Raw genomic sequence first — 23,065 nt, 5'->3', positions numbered from 1 at the left:
GCAATGGCCGGACGCGGGAAGAGCACGCGGCAGTCGCGCACCGAAGCGGAGCGCGCCCGACTGCACGCCGCGCGCAAGACCTGGCATGAGGGGCAGATCCGTCGACGCGGCCGCGACAACACGATCGCCGTCATCGCCGGAGTGCTGGTGATCGCGGGTGCCGTCGCGAGCCAGGTCGCGTATGCGCAGGCGAATCCGCCGGCTCCGTCCCCCACGCCGAGCATCGAGCCCACCGACGCCCCGCTTCCCACCGACGCCCCTGCGCCCGAGACACCGCTGCCCGAGACACCGCTGCCGACCGAGACGCCCGCGGGCTAGCCCCCGCCCGCCCGGCAGTGATCGGGCCTGGTCCTCACATCGCGCGGGCGCACGCTGTGAGCGGATCGCTCCACACCTGTAACGCAGCGCGCGATCATCCGAAATCCCCCACGGACACCATGGACGGCACGAGCATCCCGCTCCCCTCGCCCCATGGAGGTCGCCCATGTCGTACGCCACACCCGCAGCCCTCGTCACCCGGATGGTCGACGCCGGTGCCTACAAGATGCAGCTCTCGACCAGAGACACACTCATCCGCGCCTTCATGGGCGCGGCGATCCTGACTCTCGGCGCCGCTTTCGCCGTCACGGTCTCGACGCAGACAGGACAGCCGCTGCTCGGCGCCCTGCTGTTCCCCATCGGATTCGTGCTCCTCTATCTGCTGGGGTACGACCTGCTCACCGGGGTGTTCACCCTCGCGCCGCTCGCGGTCCTCGACAAGCGTCCGGGCGCGACCGTCGGCGCGATGTTCCGCAACTGGGGCCTCGTCTTCCTCGGCAACTTCGGCGGCGCGATCCTCGTCGCTGTACTGATGGCCGTGTACTTCACCTACGGCTTCTCGGCCGACCCCAGCCCGGTCGGGCTCGCGATCGGCGAGATCGGTCACGGCCGCACCATCGGCTATGCGGATCATGGCGCGGCGGGCATGCTGACGCTGTTCATCCGCGGGATGCTCTGCAACTGGATGGTGTCCACAGCCGTCATCCTCGCGATGGTCACCGAGAGCGTGCCTGGCAAGATCATCGCGATGTGGCTGCCGATCTCACTGTTCTTCTACATGGGCTTCGAGCACTCGATCGTGAACATGTTCCTGTTCCCCTCCGGCCTCCTGCTCGGCGCGGACTTCACGATCATGGACTACCTGATCTGGAACGAGATCCCCACGGTCATCGGCAACCTGGTCGGCGGACTGCTGCTCGCCGGCCTGCCGCTGTACCTCACCTACGGACGCACGGCCACCCGCCGAGTCAAGGCTCCGAGGCTGCGGAGCACCGCCGGCAAGAGCACCGCGCCCTCCCCCGCCGCCGTCGAGGTCGAGCGCACGCCGGAGCCGGCCGGCGTCAGCTGAATCCGCGCACACGAAGAGGCCGGGTGAGCGATGCTCACCCGGCCTCTTCGTCTTCAGTCCTCGGTGACGGCCAGGCGATAGCCGCGCTTCACGACCGTGTGGACCAGTTCACTGCTGCCGAGCGCTTCGCGCAGGCGCGCGACCGCGACCTCGACCGCGTGGGCATTGCGCTCTGCACCGGGCAGGACGCCACCCAGCTCCGCCCGCGAGAGCACACGACCGCCCGCAGACGCGAGAGCCTCGATGAGGGCGGCAGCCGAGCGCGAGAGCGGGATGAACTCGCCGCCGACCAGGACCCCGCCGCTGCGGACCTCGACACGACCGGCATCCGTGGGAAGCGAGGGAGCGCGACCGCCGCCGAAGTGGGCGATCACCGTGCGCGCCAGGGAACCCAGGCGCCCGCGATCGGCGATCGTGGTGCGCAGCTCGGCCGCGTGCAGAGGGGCGGCGGTGATCGGGCCGACGGAGGCGAGCAGGAGTCGTCCTGAATCCGCGCGGCGGCGGATCCTGTCCAACGCTCCCTCCTCCCGAGCGACGCCGATCCACGATGCAGCGCCGGGTGCGGAGGTGAACAGCACGGCGTCGGCCTCGCCGCCGGCCGCCTGGAGCACCGATCGGCGCACGACCTCGGGGTTGGGCGGCGGACCCCAGCGGTAGACCGTGATGCTCAGCACCTCGGCGCCGGCATCCCGCAGCAGGTCGTCGAGACCGTCCGAGCCCGCACCGTGATGCTGGACGAGGATGCGCTTGCCGGCGACGCCCGACGCGAGCAGGTACTCGCCCACCTCGGCCGAGGTCTCGGATTCGGCGACCCAGTCGGCGGTGAACCCGGCCTGCTGGATGGCGCCGTGCGCCTTGGGGCCTCGGGCGACGAAGTGCGCACCCTGCAGGGCGGCATCCAGCTGCGCGTCCAGTCCGTGCTCGTGCGCGGCGTCCATCCAGCCGCGGAATCCGACGCCGGTCGTGACGATCACGATGTCCGGGGGCGACTCGATCACCTGCTCGGTACGGGCCAGCAGTTCCGCGTCGTCCGCGTTCGTGACGATGCTGAGCGCGGGCGCACGGTGCACCACCGCCCCGCGCCGCTCCAGGGCGGTCGCGAGGTCGACGGAGCGCCGGTCCGCGGCGACGATGATCGTGCAGCCGGCAAGCGCGGAATCCAGAGTGCGCGCGGTCGTCATCTCATGCTCTCCGACAGCATCGCGGATGTGGGGAGCAGCACACCCGCGCGCGCGACCTCTCCGACCACGATGACGGCAGGATTGGCGAGCTGCGCGGCCGTCGCGTCCGGCACGATGTCGGCGAGGACGCTGCGGATCGTGCGCTGCCGCTCGGTGTGACCGTTCTCGACGATCGCCACCGGGGTGTCGCCGGCCACCCCCGCTGCAAGTGCGGCGGCGGTCAGTCGCGGAAGCGACGCCACTCCCATCAGGATGACGGTGGTGACCTCGGGGTCCGCCAGCGAGGCGATCGCGCTGGCGGAGAGATCGCCATGTCCGTTCACGACGTGCACGGCAGAGGCCACGCCTCGGTGGGTCACCGGGATCCCCGCAGCCTGCGGCACGGAGATCGCGCTGCTGATCCCGGGGGTCACCGTCACGGGCACGCCAGCGGCCTCGCAGGCGAGGACCTCTTCGCCGCCGCGCCCGAGGACGAACGGGTCGCCGCCCTTCAGCCGGACCACGCGGCGACCGGCCAGCGCTCGCGCGACGAGCAGCGCGTTGATCTCGTGCTGCGGCACGGGGTGGTGGCCTGGGCTCTTGCCGACATCGATCACCTCGACGTGCGCGGGCAGCTCGTCCCGCAACTCCTCGAAGGGCCCGAGCCGATCGGCCACTACGACGTCGGCCGCCATGAGCAGGCGGTACGCCCGCAGCGTGAGGAGATCAGCGGGCCCCGGGCCGCCGCCGATGAGGTCGACCCGCCCGACGAGCGCCCGTCTCATGAGGATCGCTCCTCGGGCCGAGTGACACGGACTTCGCCGTCGACGACCGAGACGGGCCAGACGCGCAACGCCGCCGCATCCTTGCCCTGCGTCTCCAGGCACTCCCCGGTCCGCAGATCGAACACCTGCTTGTGCAGTGGGGAGGCCACGGTGGGCGTGTCGCCGCGGGAGCCGACGATCCCGCGCGAGATGACATGGGCGCCGCTGTACGGGTCGAGGTTGTCGACGCCGTGCACGCTGCCGTCCGGCAACAGGAACAGAGCCACCTGGTCGCCGTCCACGAGCGCCGCCCTGCCTCGCTCGACCTCGAGATCGTGCACGGTGCACACGCGCACGGCGACCGTCGTGTCGATCGAGAGGGTCATCGCCGCACCTCCAAAGCGGTCCCGGCGATCAGGACGCCGCCGCTGCGGCGCTCCTCCGCCGTCGCGGGCCGGATCTGACCCCGCTCCGCGACGTAAGCCAGCGAGGGGTCGGGGGTGTCCGCGGCGTTGACGAACGAGCGGAACCGCTCGAGCTTCTCCGGGTCCCGGAGCGTCGCCGCCCACTCGTCCTCGTACCGGTCGACGTGCTGCGCCATCGCCTCGTCGAGGTCGGCGCAGATCCCGAGGGTGTCGTCGAAGATCACTCCGCGGAGGCCGTCGAGCCCGCCCTCGAGCTCCTCGCACCACGGAGCAGTGCGCTGCAGGCGGTCCGCCGTGCGGATGTAGTACATGAAGAATCGGTCGATCGCCCTGATCAGCCCGTCGTCGTCGAGGTCGGAGGCGAGCAGCTGCGCATGACGGGGAGAGAAGCCGCCGTTCCCGCCGACGTACATGTTCCATCCGGTCTCGGTCGCGATCACCCCCACGTCCTTGCCCCGAGCCTCCGCGCATTCGCGGGCGCAGCCGGAGACGCCGAGCTTCAGCTTGTGGGGCGCTCGCAGCCCGCGGTAGCGCAGTTCCAGCTTCACAGCCATGCCGACGGCGTCGAGCACCCCGTAGCGGCACCAGGTCGATCCGACGCACGACTTCACTGTGCGCAGCGACTTGCCGTACGCCTGCCCCGACTCGAACCCCGCATCCACGAGGCGCTGCCAGATCTGCGGCAGTTGCTCGAGACGGGCACCGAACATGTCGATCCGCTGGCCACCGGTGATCTTCGTATAGAGCGCGAAGTCCTTGGCGACCTGACCGATCGCCAGCAGTCCCTCCGGAGTCACCTCGCCGCCGGGCATGCGCGGCACGACCGAGTAGGTGCCGTCCTTCTGCATGTTCGCCATGACGTGGTCGTTGGTGTCCTGCAGCGTCGCGTTCTCGCCGTCGAGCACGTGCGATCCGACCAGCACCGAGAGGATGCTGGCGATCGCCGGCTTGCAGACATCGCAGCCGCGTCCTCGTCCGAACCGCTCCACGATGCCGCTGAAGGTGGTCAGCTGCGCGACCTTCACGGCATCGAACAGCTGGCGGCGCGACAGGTCGAAGTGCTCGCAGAGCGCGTGCGACACGGTCTGTCCGAGCTTCGTGAGCTCCTGCCCGACGACCTTCTTGACCATCAGGACGCACGAGCCGCACGTCGCGCCGGCCTTGGTGCAGCCCTTGACGGCCGCAGCGTCTACGCACCCCTCCTCGTGCACGGCCTTTCGGATGCGACCGGCCGTCACGTTCGAGCACGAGCAGACCACCGCTTCATCGGGGAGCTCCCCGCCTGGCGCCTCATTGCCGCCTTCGGGAAGGAGGTACGCGGCGGGGTCGGCGCCGAGGCGCGCGCCCACGAGGGGTCGCAGCGCGCCGTACGCCGACGCGTCGCCGACGAGGATCCCGCCGAGCAGCGTCTGCGCGTCGTCGGAGAGCACGAGCTTCTTGTAGACCCCGGCCACGGGGTCGGCGTACACGACGTCGAGCGCATTCGGTGTGGTCGCCATCGCATCGCCGAAGCTCGCGACATCGACTCCGGAGAGCTTGAGCTTGGACGAGTCGTCGTATCCGGGGAAGACCGCATCGCCACCCAGCAGTCGGGTCGCCGCGACTTCGGCCATCGCGTACCCCGGCGCCACGAGCCCGACGCAGCGTCCGTCGTAGTTGGCCACCTCGCCGATCGCGAGGATGTGCGGATCGGAGGTCGCGCAGCGCTCGTCGATCACCACCCCGCCTCGCGGATCCACCCGCATCTCCGCATTGCGCGCCAGCTCATCTCGTGGGCGGACGCCCACGGTGAACACGACCACATCGGCACGGTGCATCGAGCCGTCCTGGAACTCCAGCGCCGTGACGGCGCCGGAGGCGTCGGGGTCGAGGCGCGTGGTGCGGGACTCCGTGCGCACCGAGATGCCGCGCGCCTCGAGCAGGCGCTTCAGCATCCCTCCTCCTGCGGAGTCGAGCTGAGCGGACATCAGGCGGTCGGAGTACTGCACGACGGTCGCCTCGACGTCCATACCCTGCAGCGCACCGGCGGCTTCGAGACCGAGCAGCCCTCCCCCGATCACCGCACCGCGCAGCGGACGCCCGAGCGCTCGGCTCCGGCGCTCGACGAAGTCTCTGAGGCCCTGCACGTCGTCGAGGGTGCGATAGACGAAGCATCCGGGCAGCTCGGCCCCGTCGACCGCGACCTTCGCCGCATACGAGCCGGTGGCGAGCACCAGGGTGTCGTACGCGATCGTCCGACGTGATCGGGTGGTCACCGTCCGCGCTGCGCGGTCGATGCGCAGCACCCGATCGTCCGCGAGGAAGCGCACCCGGAAGTCGTCGAGCACCGAGCGATCCAGCTCGAGCTCCTCGGCGGTCGCGCCGGAGAAGAAGCCGGTCAGGCCCACCCGGTCGTACGGGTTCCGGCCCTCGTCGCCGATCACCGTGACGTGCAGCGGGTGCTCCGCTCTGCTGAGCAAGCTCTCCACGAATCGGTGGGCCACCATGCCGGCGCCCACGACCACGATCTCAACCGGGGTGAGGACCGAATCGCTCATTGTGCTCCAATCGCCGGAGGGATGCCGTGATGGTGACGATAGGAGCGCGGTGTTTCCCGGATGTGACGCAGGGTGTTTCACGCGTCGAACGATCTGCTCACAGATCGGTAACGATCATTGTGAGAAGCGCTCACCACATCCGAGGCTCGCGGGCGTACTAGGCTGAACCTCGTCCTTTCCGCCTCCCGCGGGCCCTACCGCGCAAGGAGAATCACGTGTCTGCCACAGAGCCGTCGAAGCCGACTCCCCCCGTTCCCGCTCCCCCGGCGAAGCCCCTGCCGCGCAAGCTGCCGACCCCCGCGGCCGTCGCTCCGGCGGTACCGGCCGCCCCCACCGGGAGCTCGTCGTCCGACGCCGCCGAATGGGGCCGTGTCTCGGAGGACGGCACCGTCGAGGTCCGCGAGAACGACACCTGGCGCGTGGTCGGGCAGTACCCCGACGGCACCCCCGACGAGGCCCTCGCCTACTTCGTGCGCAAGTACGACGACATCGCATTCAAGGTGCACGCTCTCGAACAGCGTCACCAGTCGGGCGGCGCGAGTGCAGCCGACCTGGTCAAGCAGGCCGGCCACCTCCTCGAGGAGGCCACGGATGCGGCCGCCGTCGGCGACCTCGCTGGACTGCGGGACCGTCTGAACGCCCTGACCGCCTCGCTCTCCGAGGCGACCGCGCAGGAGGCCCAGCAGGCCAAGGAACTCGTCGACAAGGCGATCGCCGAGCGCACCGCCCTCGTCGAGCGCGCCGAGGCGATCGCAGCGCGCGATCTGTCGAAGGTGCAGTGGAAGCAGGTGACCGCCGAGCTCGGAGAGCTCTTCGACGCCTGGCAGGCCCACCAGCAGAACGGTCCGCGGCTCTCGAAGAGCGTGTCGCAGCAGCTCTGGAAGCGATTCCGCGATGCCCGCGCCACGGTCGACAAGGCACGCCGCGCCTTCTACTCCGAGCTCGACGACACGCACAAGAGCGCTCGCGACGCCAAGACCCGTCTGGTCGAGCGTGCCGAGGCACTCGCACCGCGCGGCGTCGACGGGATCCCGGCGTATCGCACTCTGCTCGACGAGTGGAAGGCCGCCGGCCGGGCCGGTCGCAAGGCAGACGACGCGCTGTGGGCACGGTTCAAGGCCGCCGGCGACGCGCTCTACTCCGCGCGTGCCGAGCAGGCCGCGGCCGAGGAAGCCGACTCCGCCCCGAAGATCGAGGCGCGCCAGGCGCTTCTCGAAGAGGCCAAGGCTGTCGCCGACGAGCCGAACATCAAGCGCGCACGGGCACTGCTCACCGGCATCCAGCGTCAGTGGGACGAGATCGGCCGCGTCTTCCCCCGCGAGAAGGAGCGGGCGCTCGATGACCGCCTGCGCGTGATCGAGCAGGCGTTGAAGGCCCGCGAAGAGGTCGACTGGAAGAAGAACAACCCCGAGACCAAGGCCCGCGCCAACGACATGAGCTCGCAGCTCCTCGAGGCGATCGAGAAGCTCGAGTCCGAGCTCGCGGCAGCGGAGAAGGCAGGCGACAAGAAGGCCGCGAAGGAAGCGGCGGACGCCCTCGAGGCCCGTCGCACCTGGCTCAGCGCCCTGGGCGGCTGAACCTCTCCACAGATCCTCGGATCCACACGGAACGCGGGATGCAGCACGCCACACTGGCGGGATGCATCCCGCGTTCCTGTATCTGCCCGGTGGGCGGCTGGCGGTCTCCGAGCTGAGCGCCGCCCGCCTCGACGGGCACGTGGTCGAACTCGGCGAGGGGTATATCCCCGCAGATCTGGTGGAGAGCCCAGCGGCGCGAGCCTCGGCGATCGCGGCGCTGATCCCGGCAGACACGGCGGCGTCCGGTCCGACCTCGGCTTGGATCCACGGCGCCGGCGACGCGCCACCGCCGATCCATCATGTCCGGCGTGCCGTCGCCCGCCGAATCCGCCCCGCACTCACCGCACGGGTGAGGTTTCACGACACCGCGCTGCCGGGCGATGCCGTGGTGCAGCTCGGGGGCATCGCGGTCATGACCCCGGTGCGCACGATGGTCGATCTCGCCCTGGGGCTGTACCGCGACGAGTCGCTGCGACGATGGATGCTCCTGCTCGCGGCGGTCGACGACACGCTCGTCGTCGAGGCAGCCGCAGCGATGTCGACGCTCTCGCGAGTGCCGGGCACCCGCGCGGGACGCGGGGCCCTCGAGCGGCTGATGGTCAGGAGGAGGTGACGCGGTACACGTCGTACACCGCGTCGATACGCCGGACCGCGTTCAGGATCCTGTCGAGATGCACGGCATCGCCCATCTCGAAGACGAATCGGCTGATCGCCAGGCGCTCGTCCGTGGTGCTGACGGTCGCCGAGAGGATGTTGACGTGATGCTCGCTGAGAACACGGGTGACATCGGAGAGCAGGCCAGAGCGGTCGAGAGCCTCGACCTGGATCTGCACCCGGAAGACGCTCTTCGTCGTCGGCGCCCACGACACCTCGACGAATCGGTCTTCCTCGCTGGCCAGCGCCTTGACGTTCACGCAGTCGGAGCGGTGCACCGAGACGCCGCTGCCACGGGTGACGAAGCCGACGATCGCATCGCCTGGCACCGGGGTGCAGCACTTGGCGAGCTTGACGAGGATGTCGGACGCCCCGCGCACGAGCACGCCCGAGTCGCCGGAGCGCGGCTCTCGGGAGGGCATGCTGCCCGGCAGCTCGATGGATCCGGTGACCGGATCGGCGGCGGCGACCAGCGCGGTGACCTTCTCGAGGACCGACTGCGTCGACACGTGACCTTCACCGACAGCGGCATAGAGCGCGGAGACGTCTTCATAGCGGAGCTGGTGCGCCACTTCGGCGAAGGAGTCCTGGCTCATCAGGCGCTGCAGAGGCATGTTCTGTCGGCGCATCGCGCGGGCGATGGCCTCCTTGCCCTGCTCGATCGCCTCTTCGCGGCGCTCCTTGGTGAACCAGCCGCGGATCTTGTTGCGCGCTCTGGTGCTCTTGACGAATCCGAGCCAGTCCTGGCTCGGCCCTGCATCCGGGTTCTTCGAGGTGAAGACCTCGACGACGTCGCCGCTCTTGAGCTCCGACTCCAGCGGCACGAGGCGTCCGTTGACCTTGGACCCCATGGTGCGGTGCCCGATCTCGGTGTGCACTGCGTACGCGAAATCGACGGGCGTCGCGCCGGCGGGAAGGCCGATCACACGTCCCTTCGGAGTGAAGACGTAGACCTCCTTCGCACCGATCTCGAACCGCAGGGAATCCAGGAACTCGCCCGGATCCGCTGTCTCGGCCTGCCAGTCCGAGATGTGCGCGAGCCAGGCCATGTCGTTGTCGGCCGCGCGGACCTCGGCCTTGCCGCCGTTCATCCGCTCCTTGTACATCCAGTGCGCCGCGACACCGTACTCGGCCTGCTGGTGCATCTCGTGCGTGCGGATCTGGATCTCGACGGTGCGCCCTGAGGGGCCGATCACCGTCGTGTGCAGCGACTGGTACAGGTTGAACTTCGGCGTCGCGATGTAGTCCTTGAAGCGGCCGGGCAGGGGCGTCCAGCGCGCGTGGATGGCGCCCAGCACCGCGTAGCAGTCGCGCACCGAGGCGACGAGGACGCGGATGCCGATCAGGTCGTAGATGTCGTCGAACTCGCGACCGCGCACGACCATCTTCTGATACACCGAATAGAGCTGCTTCGGCCGTCCGACGACCTTGCCCCTGATGCGCAGGTCGCGCAGATCCTCGTCGATCTCCTCGACCACCTGCGTCAGGTACTTCTCTCGCTGCGGGGTGCGCTGGGCGATGAGGTTGTGGATCTCGTTGTAGATCTTCGGATGCAGGACAGCGAACGACAGGTCCTCGAGCTCGGACTTGATCGCCTGGATGCCGAGTCGGTTGGCCAGCGGCGCGTAGATCTCCAGCGTCTCCTTGGCCTTCTTCGCCGCCTTCTCGGGCGGGACGAAGCCCCAGGTGCGTGCGTTGTGCAGCCGGTCGGCGAGCTTGATCAGGAGGACGCGGATGTCTTTGGACATCGCGACGATCATCTTGCGGACGGTCTCCGCCTGCGCGCTCTCGCCGTACTTGACCTTGTCGAGCTTCGTGACGCCGTCGACCAGCATCGCGACCTCGTCGCCGAACTCGGCGGTCAGGTCGGTGAGCGCGTAGCCGGTGTCCTCGACGGTGTCGTGCAGCAGCGCTGCGGCGATCGCCCGAGGCCCGAGGCCCATCTCCGCGAGGATCTGCGCGACCGCGAGCGGGTGCGTGATGTACGGCTCGCCACTCTGACGCTGCTGCCCGGAGTGCTTCTCCTTGGCGACCGCGTAGGCCCGTTCGATGACCGCGAGATCACCCTTCGGGTGGTTCGCACGGACCGTGCGGGTGAGATTGTCGAGGTCGTTGACCCTGGGCGCGCGGGAGAAGATGCGGGGAACCAGTCGTCTCAGGCTCGATCCCTGCGACGCCGTCTGCGGTTCCGCCATCCGCTCACCTCCGAATCACACAATCTTACGCGTGCTCTGCGGGGTGCGGCCCCGCAGAGCGGGAACGATCAGGCCTCGACGGTGGCGCGGGTGCGCGCCTCGCGGATCCTGGCATCGCGGGCGGCGATGCCCGGCTCGTTCTCGCGGAACAGCGAGTAGAGCGGGGCAGCCACGAACAGGGTCGAGTAGGTCGCAACGAGGATGCCGACGAAGATCGAGAGGGAGATGTCGGTGAGCGACTCCGCTCCGAGCCAGAAGGCTCCGATGAAGAGCACCGCACCTACCGGCAGCGCAGCCACGACGGACGTGTTGATCGACCGCACGAGCGTCTGGTTGACGGCCAGGTTGACCGACTCCCCGAACAGCCGGGACGATTGCTCACCGTCTTCCGTCGTGTTCTCCCTGATCTTGTCGAAGACGACCGTGGTGTCGTACAGCGAGTAGGAGAGGATCGTCAGGAAGCCGATGACGGCGGCCGGTGAGATCTCGAAGCCGGCCAGCGCGTAGACGCCGACCGTGATGACGAGGACGTCGAGGAGGCCGATGATCGCGGCGGCGGACATCTTCCAGGTGCGGAAGTAGATCGCGAGGATCAGGAACGTCAGCGCAAGGAAGATCGCGAGGCCCCAGAGCGACTGCCTCGTGACGTTCTCTCCCCAGGCCGGGCCGATGAACGACGAAGTGACGCTGTCGGGTTCGACGCTGTACGCCTCCGCGAGGGCGTTGGAGACCTGCTGGGTCTGGTCAGCGCTCATCTGGTCGGTCTGCACGCGGATGTCGTTGCCGCTGATCACGACGACCTTGGTCGCCGCTCCCGGAACGATCGACTGCACCGCATCCGTCGCCGTCTGCTGGTCGGTGCTGTCGGGCGCCTGGACGGTGAACTGCGATCCGCCGGTGAACTCGATCGAGAACTGGATCGGGCGGATCAGCGGCACGAGGGCCGAGCCGACCACGAGCGCGATCGCGATGATGAACCACAGGCGGCGCTTGCCGACGAACGGGAAGGAGGTCTTCCCCGTGTAGAGGTTGTTACCGAACTCGTTCATGGAAGCCATCAGGCGTCCCCCTCGCTTCCGGTGCTGGTGGATCTGTCACCGGCTAGTGCTTCGGCGCGCTTGCGCTCTGCGATGGTCTGTCGGCGCTCGGCCTCACCGCGGGCGCGCGAGTTCTTCGCGCCTCGCCCTGCCGTGGCGGACGAGACCTCGCGGAACTGCGAGCGGCTGCGGTAGACAGCCCCGAGCGACTCGGGGTCGAGACCGGACAGCTTGTGCCCTCCGCCGAAGAACCGCGTGCGTGCCAGCAGCTGCATCACGGGGTGCGTGAAGATCACGAAGATGAACACGTCGATGAGGGTCGTGAGACCGAGCGTGAAGGCGAAGCCCTTCACGGTGGCGTCCGCGAGGATGTACAGCACGACGGCCGCCAGGATGTTGATCGACTTCGAGATGTAGATCGTCCGCTTGGCCCTGCCCCAGCCGTCCTCCACCGCGGAGGTGATCGACTTCCCGTCGCGGAGCTCGTCTCGGATTCGCTCGAAGTACACGATGAACGAGTCGGCCGTGAACCCGATCGACACGATGAGACCGGCGACACCTGCCAGCGACAGGCGGAAGCCCAGGCGCCAGGCGAGGATGCAGATGATGATGTACGTCAGGACGGCCATCACCGCGATGGAGGCGATGATCACCGATCCCAGCGCGCGATAGACGATCAGCGAGTAGATCGCGACGAGCGCGAGGCCGATGAGGCCGGCGATGAGGCCGATCTGCAGCTGCTGCGTGCCGAGCGTCGCCGAGATGGTGTCGGAGCTCTGCACCTCGAAGCTCAGCGGCAGCGCACCGAACTTCAGCTGATCGGCGAGCGTCGTCGCGGTCTCCTGCGTGAAGCTGCCCGAGATGCTCGGGCGACCGTCGAGGATCTGACCGTTCATCTGCGGCGCGCTGATGACGGACCCGTCGAGGACGAAGGCGAACTGGTCGCGAGGCGACAGGTTGGCCAGACGGTTCTGGTTGAGGCGTGTGCTCACCTTGCCGAACGCCTCGGTGCCGTCGCCGTTCATCGTGAGCTGCACGAGCCAGGCGCCGGACTTCGGGTCACGGCCGGCCGTGGCATCCGTGATCGCCGTGCCGGTGAGCTCGGTCGGGCCGAGGATGTACTTGGCCTGACCCGAGGGGTCGCAGGCGATGAGCGGCTCGTCCGCGGGCTCGCGTGACGGGTCGTTGTCGGGGTTGGCGCAGTCGTACGCCTGGAACTCGGCGGCGAGCTTCTCGGTGACCCAGGAGAGGTCGCTCGGGTCGGTCGGCTCGGCCGTCGGCGTGTCGCTGAGCGACTCGTCCGGCGTCGGGAACGGCGTCTCGTTGCCGTCCTCCCCGATGAAGGTGTTCGTGCCGGCCGTCGTGTACAGCACCGCGCGGAACTGCAGCTGCGCGCTCGACTGGATTCGCTCGCGGGTCTGCTCATCCGCCACACCGGGGATCTGGACGACGATGTTGCGGCCGCCCTCGGTCGTGATGTCGGCCTCGGCCACACCGGATGCGTCGACGCGCTGGCGGATGATCGCCGCAGCCTGATCGAGCTGCTCGCTCGAGGGAGCCGCTCCGTCCTCGGTCTCGGCGCTCAGCACGATCTGCGTTCCACCCTGCAGGTCGAGTGCGAGCTCAGGAGTCCACGAGCTCTTCTCGAAGACGTGGACTCCGAGCGCGTTGATGCCGAAGAGGACGCCCGTCACCAGGAGCAGGCCCAGAAGGACCCGCCAGGCGTGACGGACCGGGGAAGAAGTGGCCACGTGTGATCAGCTTTCTTAGATGCCGGAGTGCCGAGGTGCCGCTACGGTGCGGCGGTTACTTGTCGTCGGCGTCGCGCTCGAGGCGACGGCGGGTCTCCTCGGCGGTCTCGATCGAGGGAGCGTCGTCGGTCAGCGGCGCCTGGTCGGCCAGCGGGGTCTCGTCGACGACCACGACGTCGGAGTCGAGCTCGTCCGCGACGACGCCCTTGGGCTCGACGATGCGGAGGATCGCCTGGCTGTGCACCTCGATGACCGTGCCGGGGGCGATCTCGACGAGAGCGGGCGAGTCGAGGTCGTCGTGGTCGTACGCGACGATGGTGCCGTAGATGCCGCCCTGGAGCAGGACCTTCACGCCGGGGACCGTCTTGGTCGCCTTCTCCTCCTGCTCGGCCTTCATCTGCTTCTGACGCTTGCGCCCGTTGACGAACATGAACACGACGAGCACGGCGAGAAGGCCGAAGAGCAGGATTTCCATGGGCATGGTGGCGAAGGGCCTTTCTCAGGTGCGCGCGCCGGAATGCACGCGCAGTTCTATCAGGGGAAGTCTTCAGCGATTATAGGTCATCGAGGCGAAGCGCCCCGTCCGGGTGCGCGACACCGAGATGCGCATACGCCTCGGGCATGGCGACTCGCCCCCGCGGAGTGCGCCCGAGGAAGCCGATCCGGACGAGGTAGGGCTCCACGACGCTCTCGACCGTCTCGGCCTCTTCGCCGACCGCGACGGCGAGCGTGCTGAGTCCCACGGGGCCGCCGCGGAACCGGCGGACGAGCGATTCGAGCACCGCCCTGTCGAGTCGGTCCAGACCGATCGGATCGACGTCGTACAGCTCGAGTGCCGCCTGGACGCTCTGCAGGGTCGCGGCTCCTCCCCCGTGCACGAGCGCGTAGTCGCGTACTCGTCGCAGCAGGCGGTTGGCGATTCGGGGCGTGCCGCGCGAGCGCCGTGCGATCTCGGAGAGCGAGTCCCTGGGCACGTCGACACCGAGGACGAGTGCCGAGCGCTCGATCACCTTCTCGAGCTCCGGTTCGTCGTAGAACTCCAGATGCCCGGTGAACCCGAAGCGGTCGCGCAGCGGGTTGGGCAGGAGACCCGAGCGGGTGGTCGCACCGACGAGCGTGAAGGGCGCGAGCTCCAGCGGGATGCTCGTCGCCCCAGCGCCCTTGCCCACCATGATGTCGATGCGGAAGTCCTCCATCGCGAGGTACAGCATCTCCTCGGCGGAGCGCGCCATCCGGTGGATCTCGTCGATGAACAGCACCTCGCCCGGCACCAGGCTCGACAGCAGGGCTGCCAGATCACCGGCGTGCTGGATCGCAGGACCGCTCGACAGGCGCAGTGGCCGCTCGCTCTCGTGCGCGACGATCATCGCGAGCGTCGTCTTCCCGAGCCCTGGAGGACCGGCGAGCAGGATATGGTCCGGTGGTCGGTTCTGGATGCGCGCGGCGTCGAGCAGCAGCTGCAGCTGGCCGCGGACCTTCTGCTGACCGACGAACTCGTCGAGACTCGTCGGGCGCAGCGCCCCCTCGATCGCGAGCTCGGTGTCGTCGACGGGTTCCGTCGCGTCACGCGCCTCAGACACGCGCCGGCCCCAGCAGTGCCAGCGTACGGCGCAGCAGCGGCGCGACGGTGGCGCGCTCGGCCTCGGTCGCCTCGGCCGCGGTCTGGGCGGCGGCTTCGGCGGCGACCTTCTCCGACCAGCCGAGTCCGACCAGCGCGGCGGTCACCTGATCGACGACGTCGACGGGTCCGCTCGCAGCCTGCTTCGAGGGCGCTCCGACCGGGTGGACCTTGCCGGCGAGCTGCAGCACGATCAGCTTCGCCGTCTTCGGCCCGATTCCCGAGACGCGGCGGAAGGGCGCGTCGTCTTCCGCGGTGACCGCCTCGGCGATCTGGTCGACGGTCAGGTGCGACAGGACCCCGAGCGCGGACTTCGGCCCGACGCCGGTGACGCTGATCAGGAGTCCGAAGATCTCCAGCTCGCTGCGGTCCATGAACCCGTATAGCGACAGAGCATCCTCTCTGACGATGAGGCTCGTGTGCAGCAGCAGTTTCTCGCCCACCGTCGCTGTATGCGCGACATCGGCAGGCACCGCGACGGAGAACCCGACTCCTCCGACGTCGATGACGACCTGATCGGCGGTCGAGTGAAGGACGGCGCCGTGCAGCGAGGAGATCATCGCTCCAGCCTACGCACCGGATCGTAGATATGTTCGAGCGACACGCTCCGCGTCGGCCCAGGCGCGCTGCGCCGGAGTCAGCGTCTCCTGTCCTGGAGCGCCGGCCGCGCCACGTCGCCACGCGTGGCAGAGCGCGATCGCGAGGGCGTCGGCCGCATCGGCGGGCTGCGGCGGAGCATCCAGGCGCAGGATGCGGGCGATCATGGACTGCACCTGACGCTTGTCGGCGGAGCCGTAGCCGGTCACCGCGGCCTTGACCTCACTCGGCGTATGCGTCGCGGCTGGCAACCCGGCCTCCGCCGCAAGCAGCAGTGCGACACCGCTCGCCTGGGCCGTGCCCATCACCGTGTGACTGTTCTGCTGCGCGAACACGCGCTCGACCGCGACCGCGTCAGGGCGATGCTCGGCGATGACCTCCCGGATTCCGGCCGCGACCAGCGCGAGCCTCTCGCCGATCGGCATCTCGGGGGCGGACCGGATCACCCCGACGTGCACCAGAGTGCCTCGGCGCGCCCTGTCGACGTCGACGACGCCGACGCCGCAGCGGGTGAGCCCAGGGTCGATGCCGAGGACGCGCAGAGAGGAGGTCACTCGCCCAGGCTATTCGCCGTACCGCCGCCAGGACGTCCGGCGCGCCTACGCGTCGTCGTTCTCGAGCTCTGCCTGCACGTCGGCGCTGAGATCGAAGTTGGTGAAGACGTTCTGCACGTCCTCGCTGTCTTCGAGCGCATCGATCAGACGGAAGATCTTGCGAGCGGTGTCGGCGTCGATCTCGACCTTGAGGTTCGGGACGAACTCGACGTCTGCGGACTCGTAGTCGATGCCGGCATCCTGCAGCGCGCTGCGCACGGCGACCAGGTCGGTCGCCTCGGTGATGATCTCGAAGCCCTCGGCATGCGGCTCGATCTCCTCAGCACCCGCCTCGAGCGCCGCCATCATGACGTCGTCCTCGGTGGTGCCCTCGGAGCCGACCACGATGACGCCCTTGCGGCTGAAGTTGTAGGCGACGCTGCCGGGGTCGGCGAGCGTTCCGCCGTTGCGGCTGAGCGCGGTGCGCACCTCTGCCGCTGCGCGGTTCTTGTTGTCGGTCAGACACTCGATCATCATCGCGACGCCGTTGGGTCCGTACCCCTCGTACATGATCGAGGTGTACTCGACCGCTTCGCCGCCGATGCCCGCTCCGCGCTTCACTGCGCGGTCGATGTTGTCCTTCGGGACCGAGGTCTTCTTCGCCTTCTGCACGGCGTCGAACAGAGTCGGATTGCCCTGCAGGTCGGGTCCGCCGAGCTTCGCGGCGACCTCGATGTTCTTGATGAGCTTGGCCCAGGACTTGGCGCGCCTGGAGTCGATGATGGCCTTCTTGTGCTTCGTGGTGGCCCACTTGGAATGCCCGGACATAAGTCTCCGCTCGTCGTATCCGCCCCGGGGCTCAGCCCAGGGCATCGTCCATTCTATCGAACCACGCGAGTGGTTCAGGATGGACATATGCGCAGATCCCGACACGTCGCCCCTGTCCTCCGCACATCCGAGGTGCGCGCCCACGAGCCGATGCCGGCCGACACCTTGCGATACCTGATCCATCTGCCGGACGACTACGACGCCGACCCGGACAGGCGCTGGCCGCTCGTGCTGTTCCTGCACGGTGCAGGCGAACGGGGTTCCGACCTCGACCTGGCCGCGCTGCACGGCCCACCGAAGCTGGCGGATGCCGGCCACGAGTTCCCCTTCATCCTCGTCACGCCACAGTGCGGCGCGTCGAGCCAGTGGGTCGCGGAACTCTCGACACTCTCCGTACTGCTCGACGAGGTCGTCGCGGAGCATCGCGTGGATGCCGCACGCATTTCGGTGACCGGACTCAGCATGGGCGCTTACGGAACCTGGAGCCTGGCGGTGCGGTATCCCGATCGGTTCGCTGCGATCGCGCCCGTCTGCGGCGGGCTCTGGCTGCAGAGCGCTGCACCGATCCGCAGCTTGCCCGTCTGGGCGTTCCATGGAGATGCGGATGATGTCGTGCCGATCTCCGCCACGGAGCACATCGTGACTGAGCTCCGTTCACTCGGCGCTGACGTGCAGTTCACGCGTTACCCTGGCGTCGGTCACGATTCCTGGACCGCGACCTACGAGAACCCGCGGTTCTACGACTGGTTGCTCTCCCACCGGCGTCTCCGCTGATATCCCTCTGGCGCGAGGCCGTGCACGGGTGTAGTCCGGACACATGGACGACGATGTCACCGAAGACAGAGCCCGCGGCCTCGACGCCGCGCACCGCGCCGCCGTGGACTTCCTCGGCACGCTGGATGATCGGCCCGTGTGGCCGCGTGCGAACCTCGACGACATGCTGGACGCGTTCGGCGGCCCGCTCGCCGACGAGGGCGCAGACGCCGAGGCGGTGATCGAGGAGATCGCGCGTCTTGCGGATCCGGGACTCGTCGCCATCCCCGGAGGACGGTTCTTCGGCTTCGTCATCGGCGGCACACATCCTGCGGCCTTGGCCGCCGACTGGCTCGTGTCGGCGTGGGATCAGAACTCCGGGTCCGCGACCCTCACCCCGACGACGGTCGCCATGGAGCGCGTCGCCGGGCGCTGGATGCTCGACATCCTCGGCCTTCCGGATTCCTCCAGCGTCGGCTTCGTCACCGGCTGCCAGATGGCGAACTTCACGTGTCTGACGACCGCGCGCAACGCGGTCCTCGCCCGAGCAGGATGGGACCTCAGCGAACAGGGGATCCGCGACTCGCCGCGGCTGCGCTTCGTCGTCGGCGCGCACCGTCACGGATCGATCGACAGAGCCGCCCGCTTCCTCGGCATCGGGCGGCAGGAGCTCCTGATCGTCGACTCCGACGATCAGGGGAGGATGCGTCCGGACGCTCTCGAACGGATCCTCGCCGACGCGTCGGGCCCGTTGATCGTCTGCCTGCAGGCGGGAGAGGTCCACACCGGCGCCTTCGACGACTTCTCCTCCCTCATCCCGATCGCCCAAGAGCACGGCGCCTGGGTGCACGTCGACGGGGCCTTCGGCCTGTGGGCCGCCGCCTCGGAGTCGCTGCGTCCGCTGACCGCTGGCATGGCGGCGGCGGACTCCTGGGCCACTGATGCCCACAAGACGCTCAACGTGCCGTACGACTGCGGCATGGCGATCGTCCGTGATCCGGCCGATTCGATCGCCGCCTTCCGCACCGGCGGCGACTACCTCCTCTATACGAGCCTCGACCCGTGGGACGTGACACCTGAGCTCTCCCGCCGCGCACGAGGAGTGCCCGCGTGGGCGGCGCTGCGCGGCCTCGGTCGGCGCGGCGTGTCGGACCTCATCGATCGGCTGCACGAGAACGCGGCGGCGATGGCCGCCAGCCTCGCCGCGATCGACGGCATCCGCGTCCTCAACGAGGTCGACTACACGCAGGTGATGTTCCGGCTCGATTCCGACGATGCCACGACAGCACTCGGTGAGGCCGTGCTCCTCGAGGGCACCGCGGCGCTGACCGGTGCCGCCTGGGACGGTCACGCCGCACTGCGGTGCTCGATGTCGTCTTGGGCGACCACGCGGGATGATATCGACCGCACGGTCGCGGCCATCCGCGGTCTCGTCGTTCAGGCGACCGAACGACGGTAGGCGCGCGCGTTCTCGAGGAGGAGCTCGTGGAAGCGCGTCTCCCCGTCCACTTCGGGGTGGAAGCTCGTCCCGATCAGCGCCCCCTGCCGTACCGCGACGACTCCGCCGTCGGGCAGAGCGGCGAGCACGTCGACCTGCGGCCCGACGCGATCGACGATCGGTGCGCGGATGAACGTGGCCCGCACCGGAGCATCCCCGAGCACCGGAACCGACAGCGAGGTCTCGAACGACTCGTTCTGCCGCCCGAACGCGTTGCGGCGCACCGCGATGTCCATCCCCCCGAACGACTCCTGCCCGGCGATGCCGTCGAGCACCTCGTCGGCGAGGAGGATCAGTCCGGCGCACGTGCCGTAGACGGGGAGTCCTGCGGCGATCGCGTCACGGATGGGCTCCTGCATGCCGAAGGCGCGGGACAGCTTGTCGATGACGCTCGATTCTCCCCCGGGGATCACGAGGCCGCTGACCGCGGCGAGCTCCTCAGGACGACGCACCAGGACGACGTCCGCACCGAGCCCGGACAGCAGGGCGGCGTGCTCGCGCACGTCGCCCTGCAGCGCCAGGACTCCGACCCGAGGGTTACCAGCCACGTTCGGCGAGGCGGTGCGGTGCCGGGAGGTCGGAGACGTTGATGCCGACCATCGCCTCGCCCAGACCGCGAGACACCTCGGCGATCACCTTCGCGTCGTCGAAGAAGGTGGTCGCCTTGACGATCGCCTTCGCACGCTCAGCGGGGTTGCCCGACTTGAAGATGCCGGACCCCACGAAGACGCCGTCCGCGCCGAGCTGCATCATCATCGCGGCATCCGCCGGTGTGGCCACGCCACCCGCGACGAACAGCACCACGGGAAGGGTGCCGGTCTCGGCGATCTCCGCCACCAGGTCGTAGGGTGCCTGCAGCTCCTTGGCTGCGACGAAGAGCTCGTCCTTCGGCAGTGCCGTGAGGGCCGCGATCTCGCCGCGGATCTTGCGGATGTGCTTCATCGCCTCCGAGACGTCACCGGTGCCGGCCTCGCCCTTGGAGCGGATCATCGCCGCGCCCTCGTTGATGCGCCGCAGTGCCTCGCCGAGGTTCGTGGCGCCGCAGACGAAGGGAACCGTGAAGCCGAACTTGTCGATGTGGTTGACGTAGTCCGCCGGCGACAGCACCTCGGACTCGTCGATGTAGTCGACGCCGAGCTCCTGCAGGACCTGCGCCTCGACGAAGTGACCGATGCGGGCCTTGGCCATGACGGGGATGGAGACGGCATCGATGATGCTGTCGATCATGTCGGGATCGCTCATCCGCGAGACGCCGCCCTGAGCACGGATGTCGGCCGGCACCCGCTCGAGCGCCATCACGGCGACCGCTCCGGCATCCTCGGCGATCTTCGCCTGCTCGGCGGTGACGACGTCCATGATGACGCCGCCCTTGAGCATCTCGGCGAGACCGCGCTTGACGCGCGAGGATCCGGTGGTGGTCTGTTCGGTCATGGGAGCTCCTGTCGGCTGAAGCACGGGTTCGGGTCGGACCGAACGAAATGTCGTTTGATCTAGGCCAAACGATAGCACTGTCCAGAACGACCTAGAATCGACACGAGGACCCATGAGCGACCAGATCACCGGAACGACCGCAGCGGACATCGCCGACAGTGTGCGTGCGCTGCGCGACCGCGGAATCCTCGTTCCCGGCAGCCCGCTGCCTCCGGTGCGTGAGCTCGCCTCGACCCTCGGCGTCAATCGCAACACGGCCGTAGCCGCCTACCGTCAGCTCGCGCAGGCGGGTCTCGTCGTCTCGCGCGGCCGCGCCGGGACCGTGATCACCGGTCACGAATCCGTCGCGCAGGAGGGCTATGCCTCCGACACCGTGCTCCGCGACGTGGGGACGGGCAATCCGGACCCGCGATTGATCCCCGACCCTTCTCAGGCCCTCGCGACCGTCGCCGGGCGCCCGGTGCTGTACGGCGAGCCCGTCATCGATCGTGGGCTCGACGAATGGGCGCGGCAGTGGATCGCTCAGGACCTCGGTCACCTCGACTTCGCCGTCACGATCACGAGCGGCGCGGTGGATGCGGTCGAGCGACTGCTCGCCCAGGCGCTGATGCGCGACGACGCGGTGGCCCTGGAGGACCCGTGCTTCCTCGCCAGCATCCACACCGTGCGTCTCGGCGGCTACCGAGCGGTCCCGGTGCCGGTGGACGACGAGGGCATGACGGTCGACGGTCTGCGCGCGGCACTGGATGCGGGCGTCCGCGCCGTGATCTGCACGCCCAGGGCGCAGAACCCCACGGGTGCGAGCCTCACCGCCACGCGGGCGGCCGAGCTGCGGGCTGTGCTGGCCGATCATCCATATGTGCTGATCATCGAGGACGACCACTTCTCGATGCTGTCGCAGCGCCCGTACGAATCGCTCATCGGACCGACGCATCGGCGATTCGCCCTGGTCCGCTCGGTGTCGAAGTTCCTCGGCCCCGACATGTGCCTGGCCATCGCGGCGACCGACCGCACCACCGCTGAACGCCTGGCGATGCGTCTCAGCCCCGGCACGACCTGGGTGAGCCACCTGCTGCAGCGACTGACTCTGACCCAGCTCACGGATCCAGCGGTCACGGCGCGGATCTCCGACGCCCGCGAGCACTATGCCGCACGCAATGCCGCCTTCGCCGCGCGTCTGCGCGAGCACGGCCTCGACTCCCCCACACCCGACGGGCTGAGCCTGTGGATCGGCCTGCCGAAGCCGGCTCGCGTCGTCGCCGAGGGACTCATGCGGCGTGGATGGCTCGCCCGCACGGGAGACGACTTCGCGCTCGACGAGCGCGCCGACCCCTCGCATCACCTGCGCCTCACCGTGCACGATCTGTCGGATGAGGATGCCGACACGCTCGTCGCCGACCTCGTCGCCGCCGTGCGATGACCCACCGCCGCGGGAGCAGTCCCGCCCTGAATGAAAGGATCGGAGAATGAAGGTGCTCTCCATCCAGTCCGCAGTCGCCTACGGACACGTCGGCAACTCCGCCGCCGTCTTCCCCCTGCAGCGCATCGGCGTCGAGGTTCTGCCGGTCTACACCGTGAACTTCTCCAACCACACCGGATACGGCGCCTGGCGCGGTCCGCTGATCTCCCCCGACGACGTCCGCGAAGTGATCACCGGCATCGAGGAGCGCGGCGTCTTCGGCGGCATCGATGCGGTCCTCAGCGGGTACCAGGGCGGTGAGGGCATCGGCGACGTGATCATCGACGCGGTCGCGAGGGTCAAGGCGGCCAACCCCGACGCGGTTTACGCCTGCGACCCGGTGATGGGCAACGCGAAGTCCGGATGCTTCGTCGCCCCGGCGATCCCGATCCTGCTGCGCGAGAAGGTCGTCCCGGTCGCGGACATCATCACGCCCAACCAGTTCGAGCTCGGATTCCTCACCGGCACCGAGCCCGACACGCTGGAGTCCACCCTCGCCTCGGTCGACCTCGCGATGGCGATGGGGCCGCGCACCGTGCTCGTGACCAGCGTCGAGCGCCCGGATCGCGAAGAGGGCACGATCGAGATGCTCGTCGCGGACTCCACCGGCGCCTGGATCGTGCAGACTCCTCGGCTTCCGATGAAGGCGAACGGCTCCGGCGACGTCACCGCAGCGCTCTTCACGGCACACTACGTCGAGACGTCCGATGCGAAGACGGCGCTCGAGCGCACGGCATCCAGCGTCTTCGACCTGCTCTCAGCCACGCTGGATTCGGGCGAGCGGGAGCTGCAGCTGGTCGAGGCGCAGGAGTTCTACGCGCACCCGCGCATGCAGTTCACCGCGCGCCAGATCCGCTGAGC

At 68.9% G+C, this 23,065-nt stretch carries 22 protein-coding genes; 8 read left to right on the top strand and 14 right to left on the bottom strand.

Annotated features, from left to right (window positions below):
- The first annotated feature begins 3 nt into the window (after positions 1-3).
- Positions 4-318: a hypothetical protein gene (locus tag BLW44_RS09710; RefSeq protein WP_060926814.1), complete on the top strand. Its 315-nt coding sequence runs from the start codon at positions 4-6 to the stop codon at positions 316-318.
- A 166-nt stretch (positions 319-484) separates the two neighbouring features.
- Positions 485-1,387, top strand: a complete 903-nt coding sequence (locus BLW44_RS09705; protein ID WP_060926813.1) for a formate/nitrite transporter family protein — start codon at positions 485-487, stop codon at positions 1,385-1,387.
- Between the two features lie 53 nt (positions 1,388-1,440).
- On the opposite strand, the gene BLW44_RS09700 is transcribed toward BLW44_RS09705, so the two are convergent.
- Genes BLW44_RS09700 through nirB form a run of 4 tightly spaced genes read right to left on the bottom strand, consistent with a single transcriptional unit; the run spans position 1,441 to position 6,273 of the window.
- On the bottom strand, positions 1,441-2,568 hold the full coding sequence (locus tag BLW44_RS09700) for a uroporphyrinogen-III synthase (RefSeq protein WP_060926812.1): 1,128 nt from the start codon (positions 2,566-2,568) through the stop codon (positions 1,441-1,443).
- Positions 2,565-3,332 carry a uroporphyrinogen-III C-methyltransferase gene (gene cobA, locus BLW44_RS09695; RefSeq protein ID WP_060926811.1) on the bottom strand — a complete coding sequence of 256 codons (768 nt, stop codon included), beginning with the start codon at positions 3,330-3,332 and terminating at the stop codon, positions 2,565-2,567. The genes BLW44_RS09700 and cobA overlap by 4 nt, the downstream gene beginning before the upstream one ends.
- Positions 3,329-3,697, bottom strand: coding sequence for a nitrite reductase small subunit NirD (gene nirD, locus BLW44_RS09690; protein ID WP_060926810.1), 369 nt, complete (start codon positions 3,695-3,697; stop codon positions 3,329-3,331). Before nirD ends, cobA begins: the two co-directional genes overlap by 4 nt.
- Positions 3,694-6,273, bottom strand: a complete 2,580-nt coding sequence (gene nirB / locus BLW44_RS09685) for a nitrite reductase large subunit NirB (RefSeq protein ID WP_174521354.1) — start codon at positions 6,271-6,273, stop codon at positions 3,694-3,696. The genes nirD and nirB overlap by 4 nt, the downstream gene beginning before the upstream one ends.
- Before the next feature lie 215 nt (positions 6,274-6,488).
- Here nirB and BLW44_RS09680 point away from each other — a divergent pair, with 215 nt between their 5' ends.
- Together BLW44_RS09680 and BLW44_RS09675 are read left to right on the top strand one after the other, a co-directional pair.
- The gene (locus BLW44_RS09680; RefSeq protein WP_082724518.1) at positions 6,489-7,850 is read left to right on the top strand and encodes a DUF349 domain-containing protein; all 1,362 of its coding nucleotides are present in this window, start codon (positions 6,489-6,491) and stop codon (positions 7,848-7,850) included.
- 61 nt (positions 7,851-7,911) lie between these two features.
- Positions 7,912-8,463: a type IV toxin-antitoxin system AbiEi family antitoxin gene (locus tag BLW44_RS09675; protein WP_060926809.1), complete on the top strand. Its 552-nt coding sequence runs from the start codon at positions 7,912-7,914 to the stop codon at positions 8,461-8,463.
- Here the strand turns inward: BLW44_RS09675 and BLW44_RS09670 are convergent.
- The 8 genes from BLW44_RS09670 to BLW44_RS09635 form a co-directional block, all read right to left on the bottom strand.
- Positions 8,450-10,699, bottom strand: coding sequence for a RelA/SpoT family protein (locus BLW44_RS09670; protein WP_060926808.1), 2,250 nt, complete (start codon positions 10,697-10,699; stop codon positions 8,450-8,452). The two genes, BLW44_RS09675 and BLW44_RS09670, sit on opposite strands and share 14 nt — an antisense overlap.
- A gap of 68 nt (positions 10,700-10,767) precedes the next feature.
- Positions 10,768-11,757: a protein translocase subunit SecF gene (gene secF, locus BLW44_RS09665; protein ID WP_060926807.1), complete on the bottom strand. Its 990-nt coding sequence runs from the start codon at positions 11,755-11,757 to the stop codon at positions 10,768-10,770.
- On the bottom strand, positions 11,757-13,487 hold the full coding sequence (gene secD / locus BLW44_RS09660; protein ID WP_060926806.1) for a protein translocase subunit SecD: 1,731 nt from the start codon (positions 13,485-13,487) through the stop codon (positions 11,757-11,759). Before secD ends, secF begins: the two co-directional genes overlap by 1 nt.
- Before the next feature lie 55 nt (positions 13,488-13,542).
- Positions 13,543-13,962 (bottom strand): preprotein translocase subunit YajC, encoded by a 420-nt coding sequence (locus BLW44_RS09655; protein ID WP_060926805.1) that lies wholly within the window; start codon positions 13,960-13,962, stop codon positions 13,543-13,545.
- 79 nt (positions 13,963-14,041) lie between these two features.
- Positions 14,042-15,067, bottom strand: coding sequence for a Holliday junction branch migration DNA helicase RuvB (gene ruvB / locus BLW44_RS09650; protein ID WP_060926804.1), 1,026 nt, complete (start codon positions 15,065-15,067; stop codon positions 14,042-14,044).
- Positions 15,060-15,665, bottom strand: a complete 606-nt coding sequence (gene ruvA, locus BLW44_RS09645) for a Holliday junction branch migration protein RuvA (protein WP_060926803.1) — start codon at positions 15,663-15,665, stop codon at positions 15,060-15,062. Before ruvA ends, ruvB begins: the two co-directional genes overlap by 8 nt.
- 9 nt (positions 15,666-15,674) lie before the next feature.
- Complete coding sequence (gene ruvC / locus BLW44_RS09640; protein WP_060926802.1) at positions 15,675-16,256, bottom strand: crossover junction endodeoxyribonuclease RuvC; 582 nt, start codon at positions 16,254-16,256, stop codon at positions 15,675-15,677.
- Positions 16,257-16,301: 45 nt separating this feature from the next.
- Positions 16,302-17,063 carry a YebC/PmpR family DNA-binding transcriptional regulator gene (locus tag BLW44_RS09635; protein ID WP_060926801.1) on the bottom strand — a complete coding sequence of 254 codons (762 nt, stop codon included), beginning with the start codon at positions 17,061-17,063 and terminating at the stop codon, positions 16,302-16,304.
- 87 nt (positions 17,064-17,150) lie between these two features.
- Between BLW44_RS09635 and BLW44_RS09630 the strand changes: the two genes are divergently transcribed.
- On the top strand, positions 17,151-17,837 hold the full coding sequence (locus BLW44_RS09630; RefSeq protein ID WP_082724517.1) for a carboxylesterase family protein: 687 nt from the start codon (positions 17,151-17,153) through the stop codon (positions 17,835-17,837).
- A 43-nt stretch (positions 17,838-17,880) separates the two neighbouring features.
- Positions 17,881-19,275, top strand: coding sequence for a pyridoxal phosphate-dependent decarboxylase family protein (locus tag BLW44_RS09625; RefSeq protein WP_060926800.1), 1,395 nt, complete (start codon positions 17,881-17,883; stop codon positions 19,273-19,275).
- Here the strand turns inward: BLW44_RS09625 and pdxT are convergent.
- A complete protein-coding gene (gene pdxT, locus BLW44_RS09620) occupies positions 19,254-19,862 on the bottom strand; it encodes a pyridoxal 5'-phosphate synthase glutaminase subunit PdxT (RefSeq protein WP_060926799.1) in 609 nt (202 codons plus the stop codon). The genes BLW44_RS09625 and pdxT overlap by 22 nt on opposite strands.
- The gene (gene pdxS / locus BLW44_RS09615; protein ID WP_060926798.1) at positions 19,852-20,745 is read right to left on the bottom strand and encodes a pyridoxal 5'-phosphate synthase lyase subunit PdxS; all 894 of its coding nucleotides are present in this window, start codon (positions 20,743-20,745) and stop codon (positions 19,852-19,854) included. The genes pdxT and pdxS overlap by 11 nt, the downstream gene beginning before the upstream one ends.
- Before the next feature lie 112 nt (positions 20,746-20,857).
- Here pdxS and BLW44_RS09610 point away from each other — a divergent pair, with 112 nt between their 5' ends.
- Positions 20,858-22,165, top strand: a complete 1,308-nt coding sequence (locus BLW44_RS09610; protein WP_060926797.1) for an aminotransferase class I/II-fold pyridoxal phosphate-dependent enzyme — start codon at positions 20,858-20,860, stop codon at positions 22,163-22,165.
- A gap of 46 nt (positions 22,166-22,211) precedes the next feature.
- Positions 22,212-23,063, top strand: a complete 852-nt coding sequence (gene pdxY, locus BLW44_RS09605; protein WP_060926796.1) for a pyridoxal kinase PdxY — start codon at positions 22,212-22,214, stop codon at positions 23,061-23,063.
- Positions 23,064-23,065: the final 2 nt, after the last annotated feature.

This window comes from Microbacterium hydrocarbonoxydans (assembly GCF_900105205.1).
Classification (GTDB): Bacteria; Actinomycetota; Actinomycetes; order Actinomycetales; family Microbacteriaceae; genus Microbacterium; species Microbacterium hydrocarbonoxydans.
Note: the sequence above shows the minus strand (reverse complement) of the source record. Positions and strands in the feature narration are given on the sequence as shown.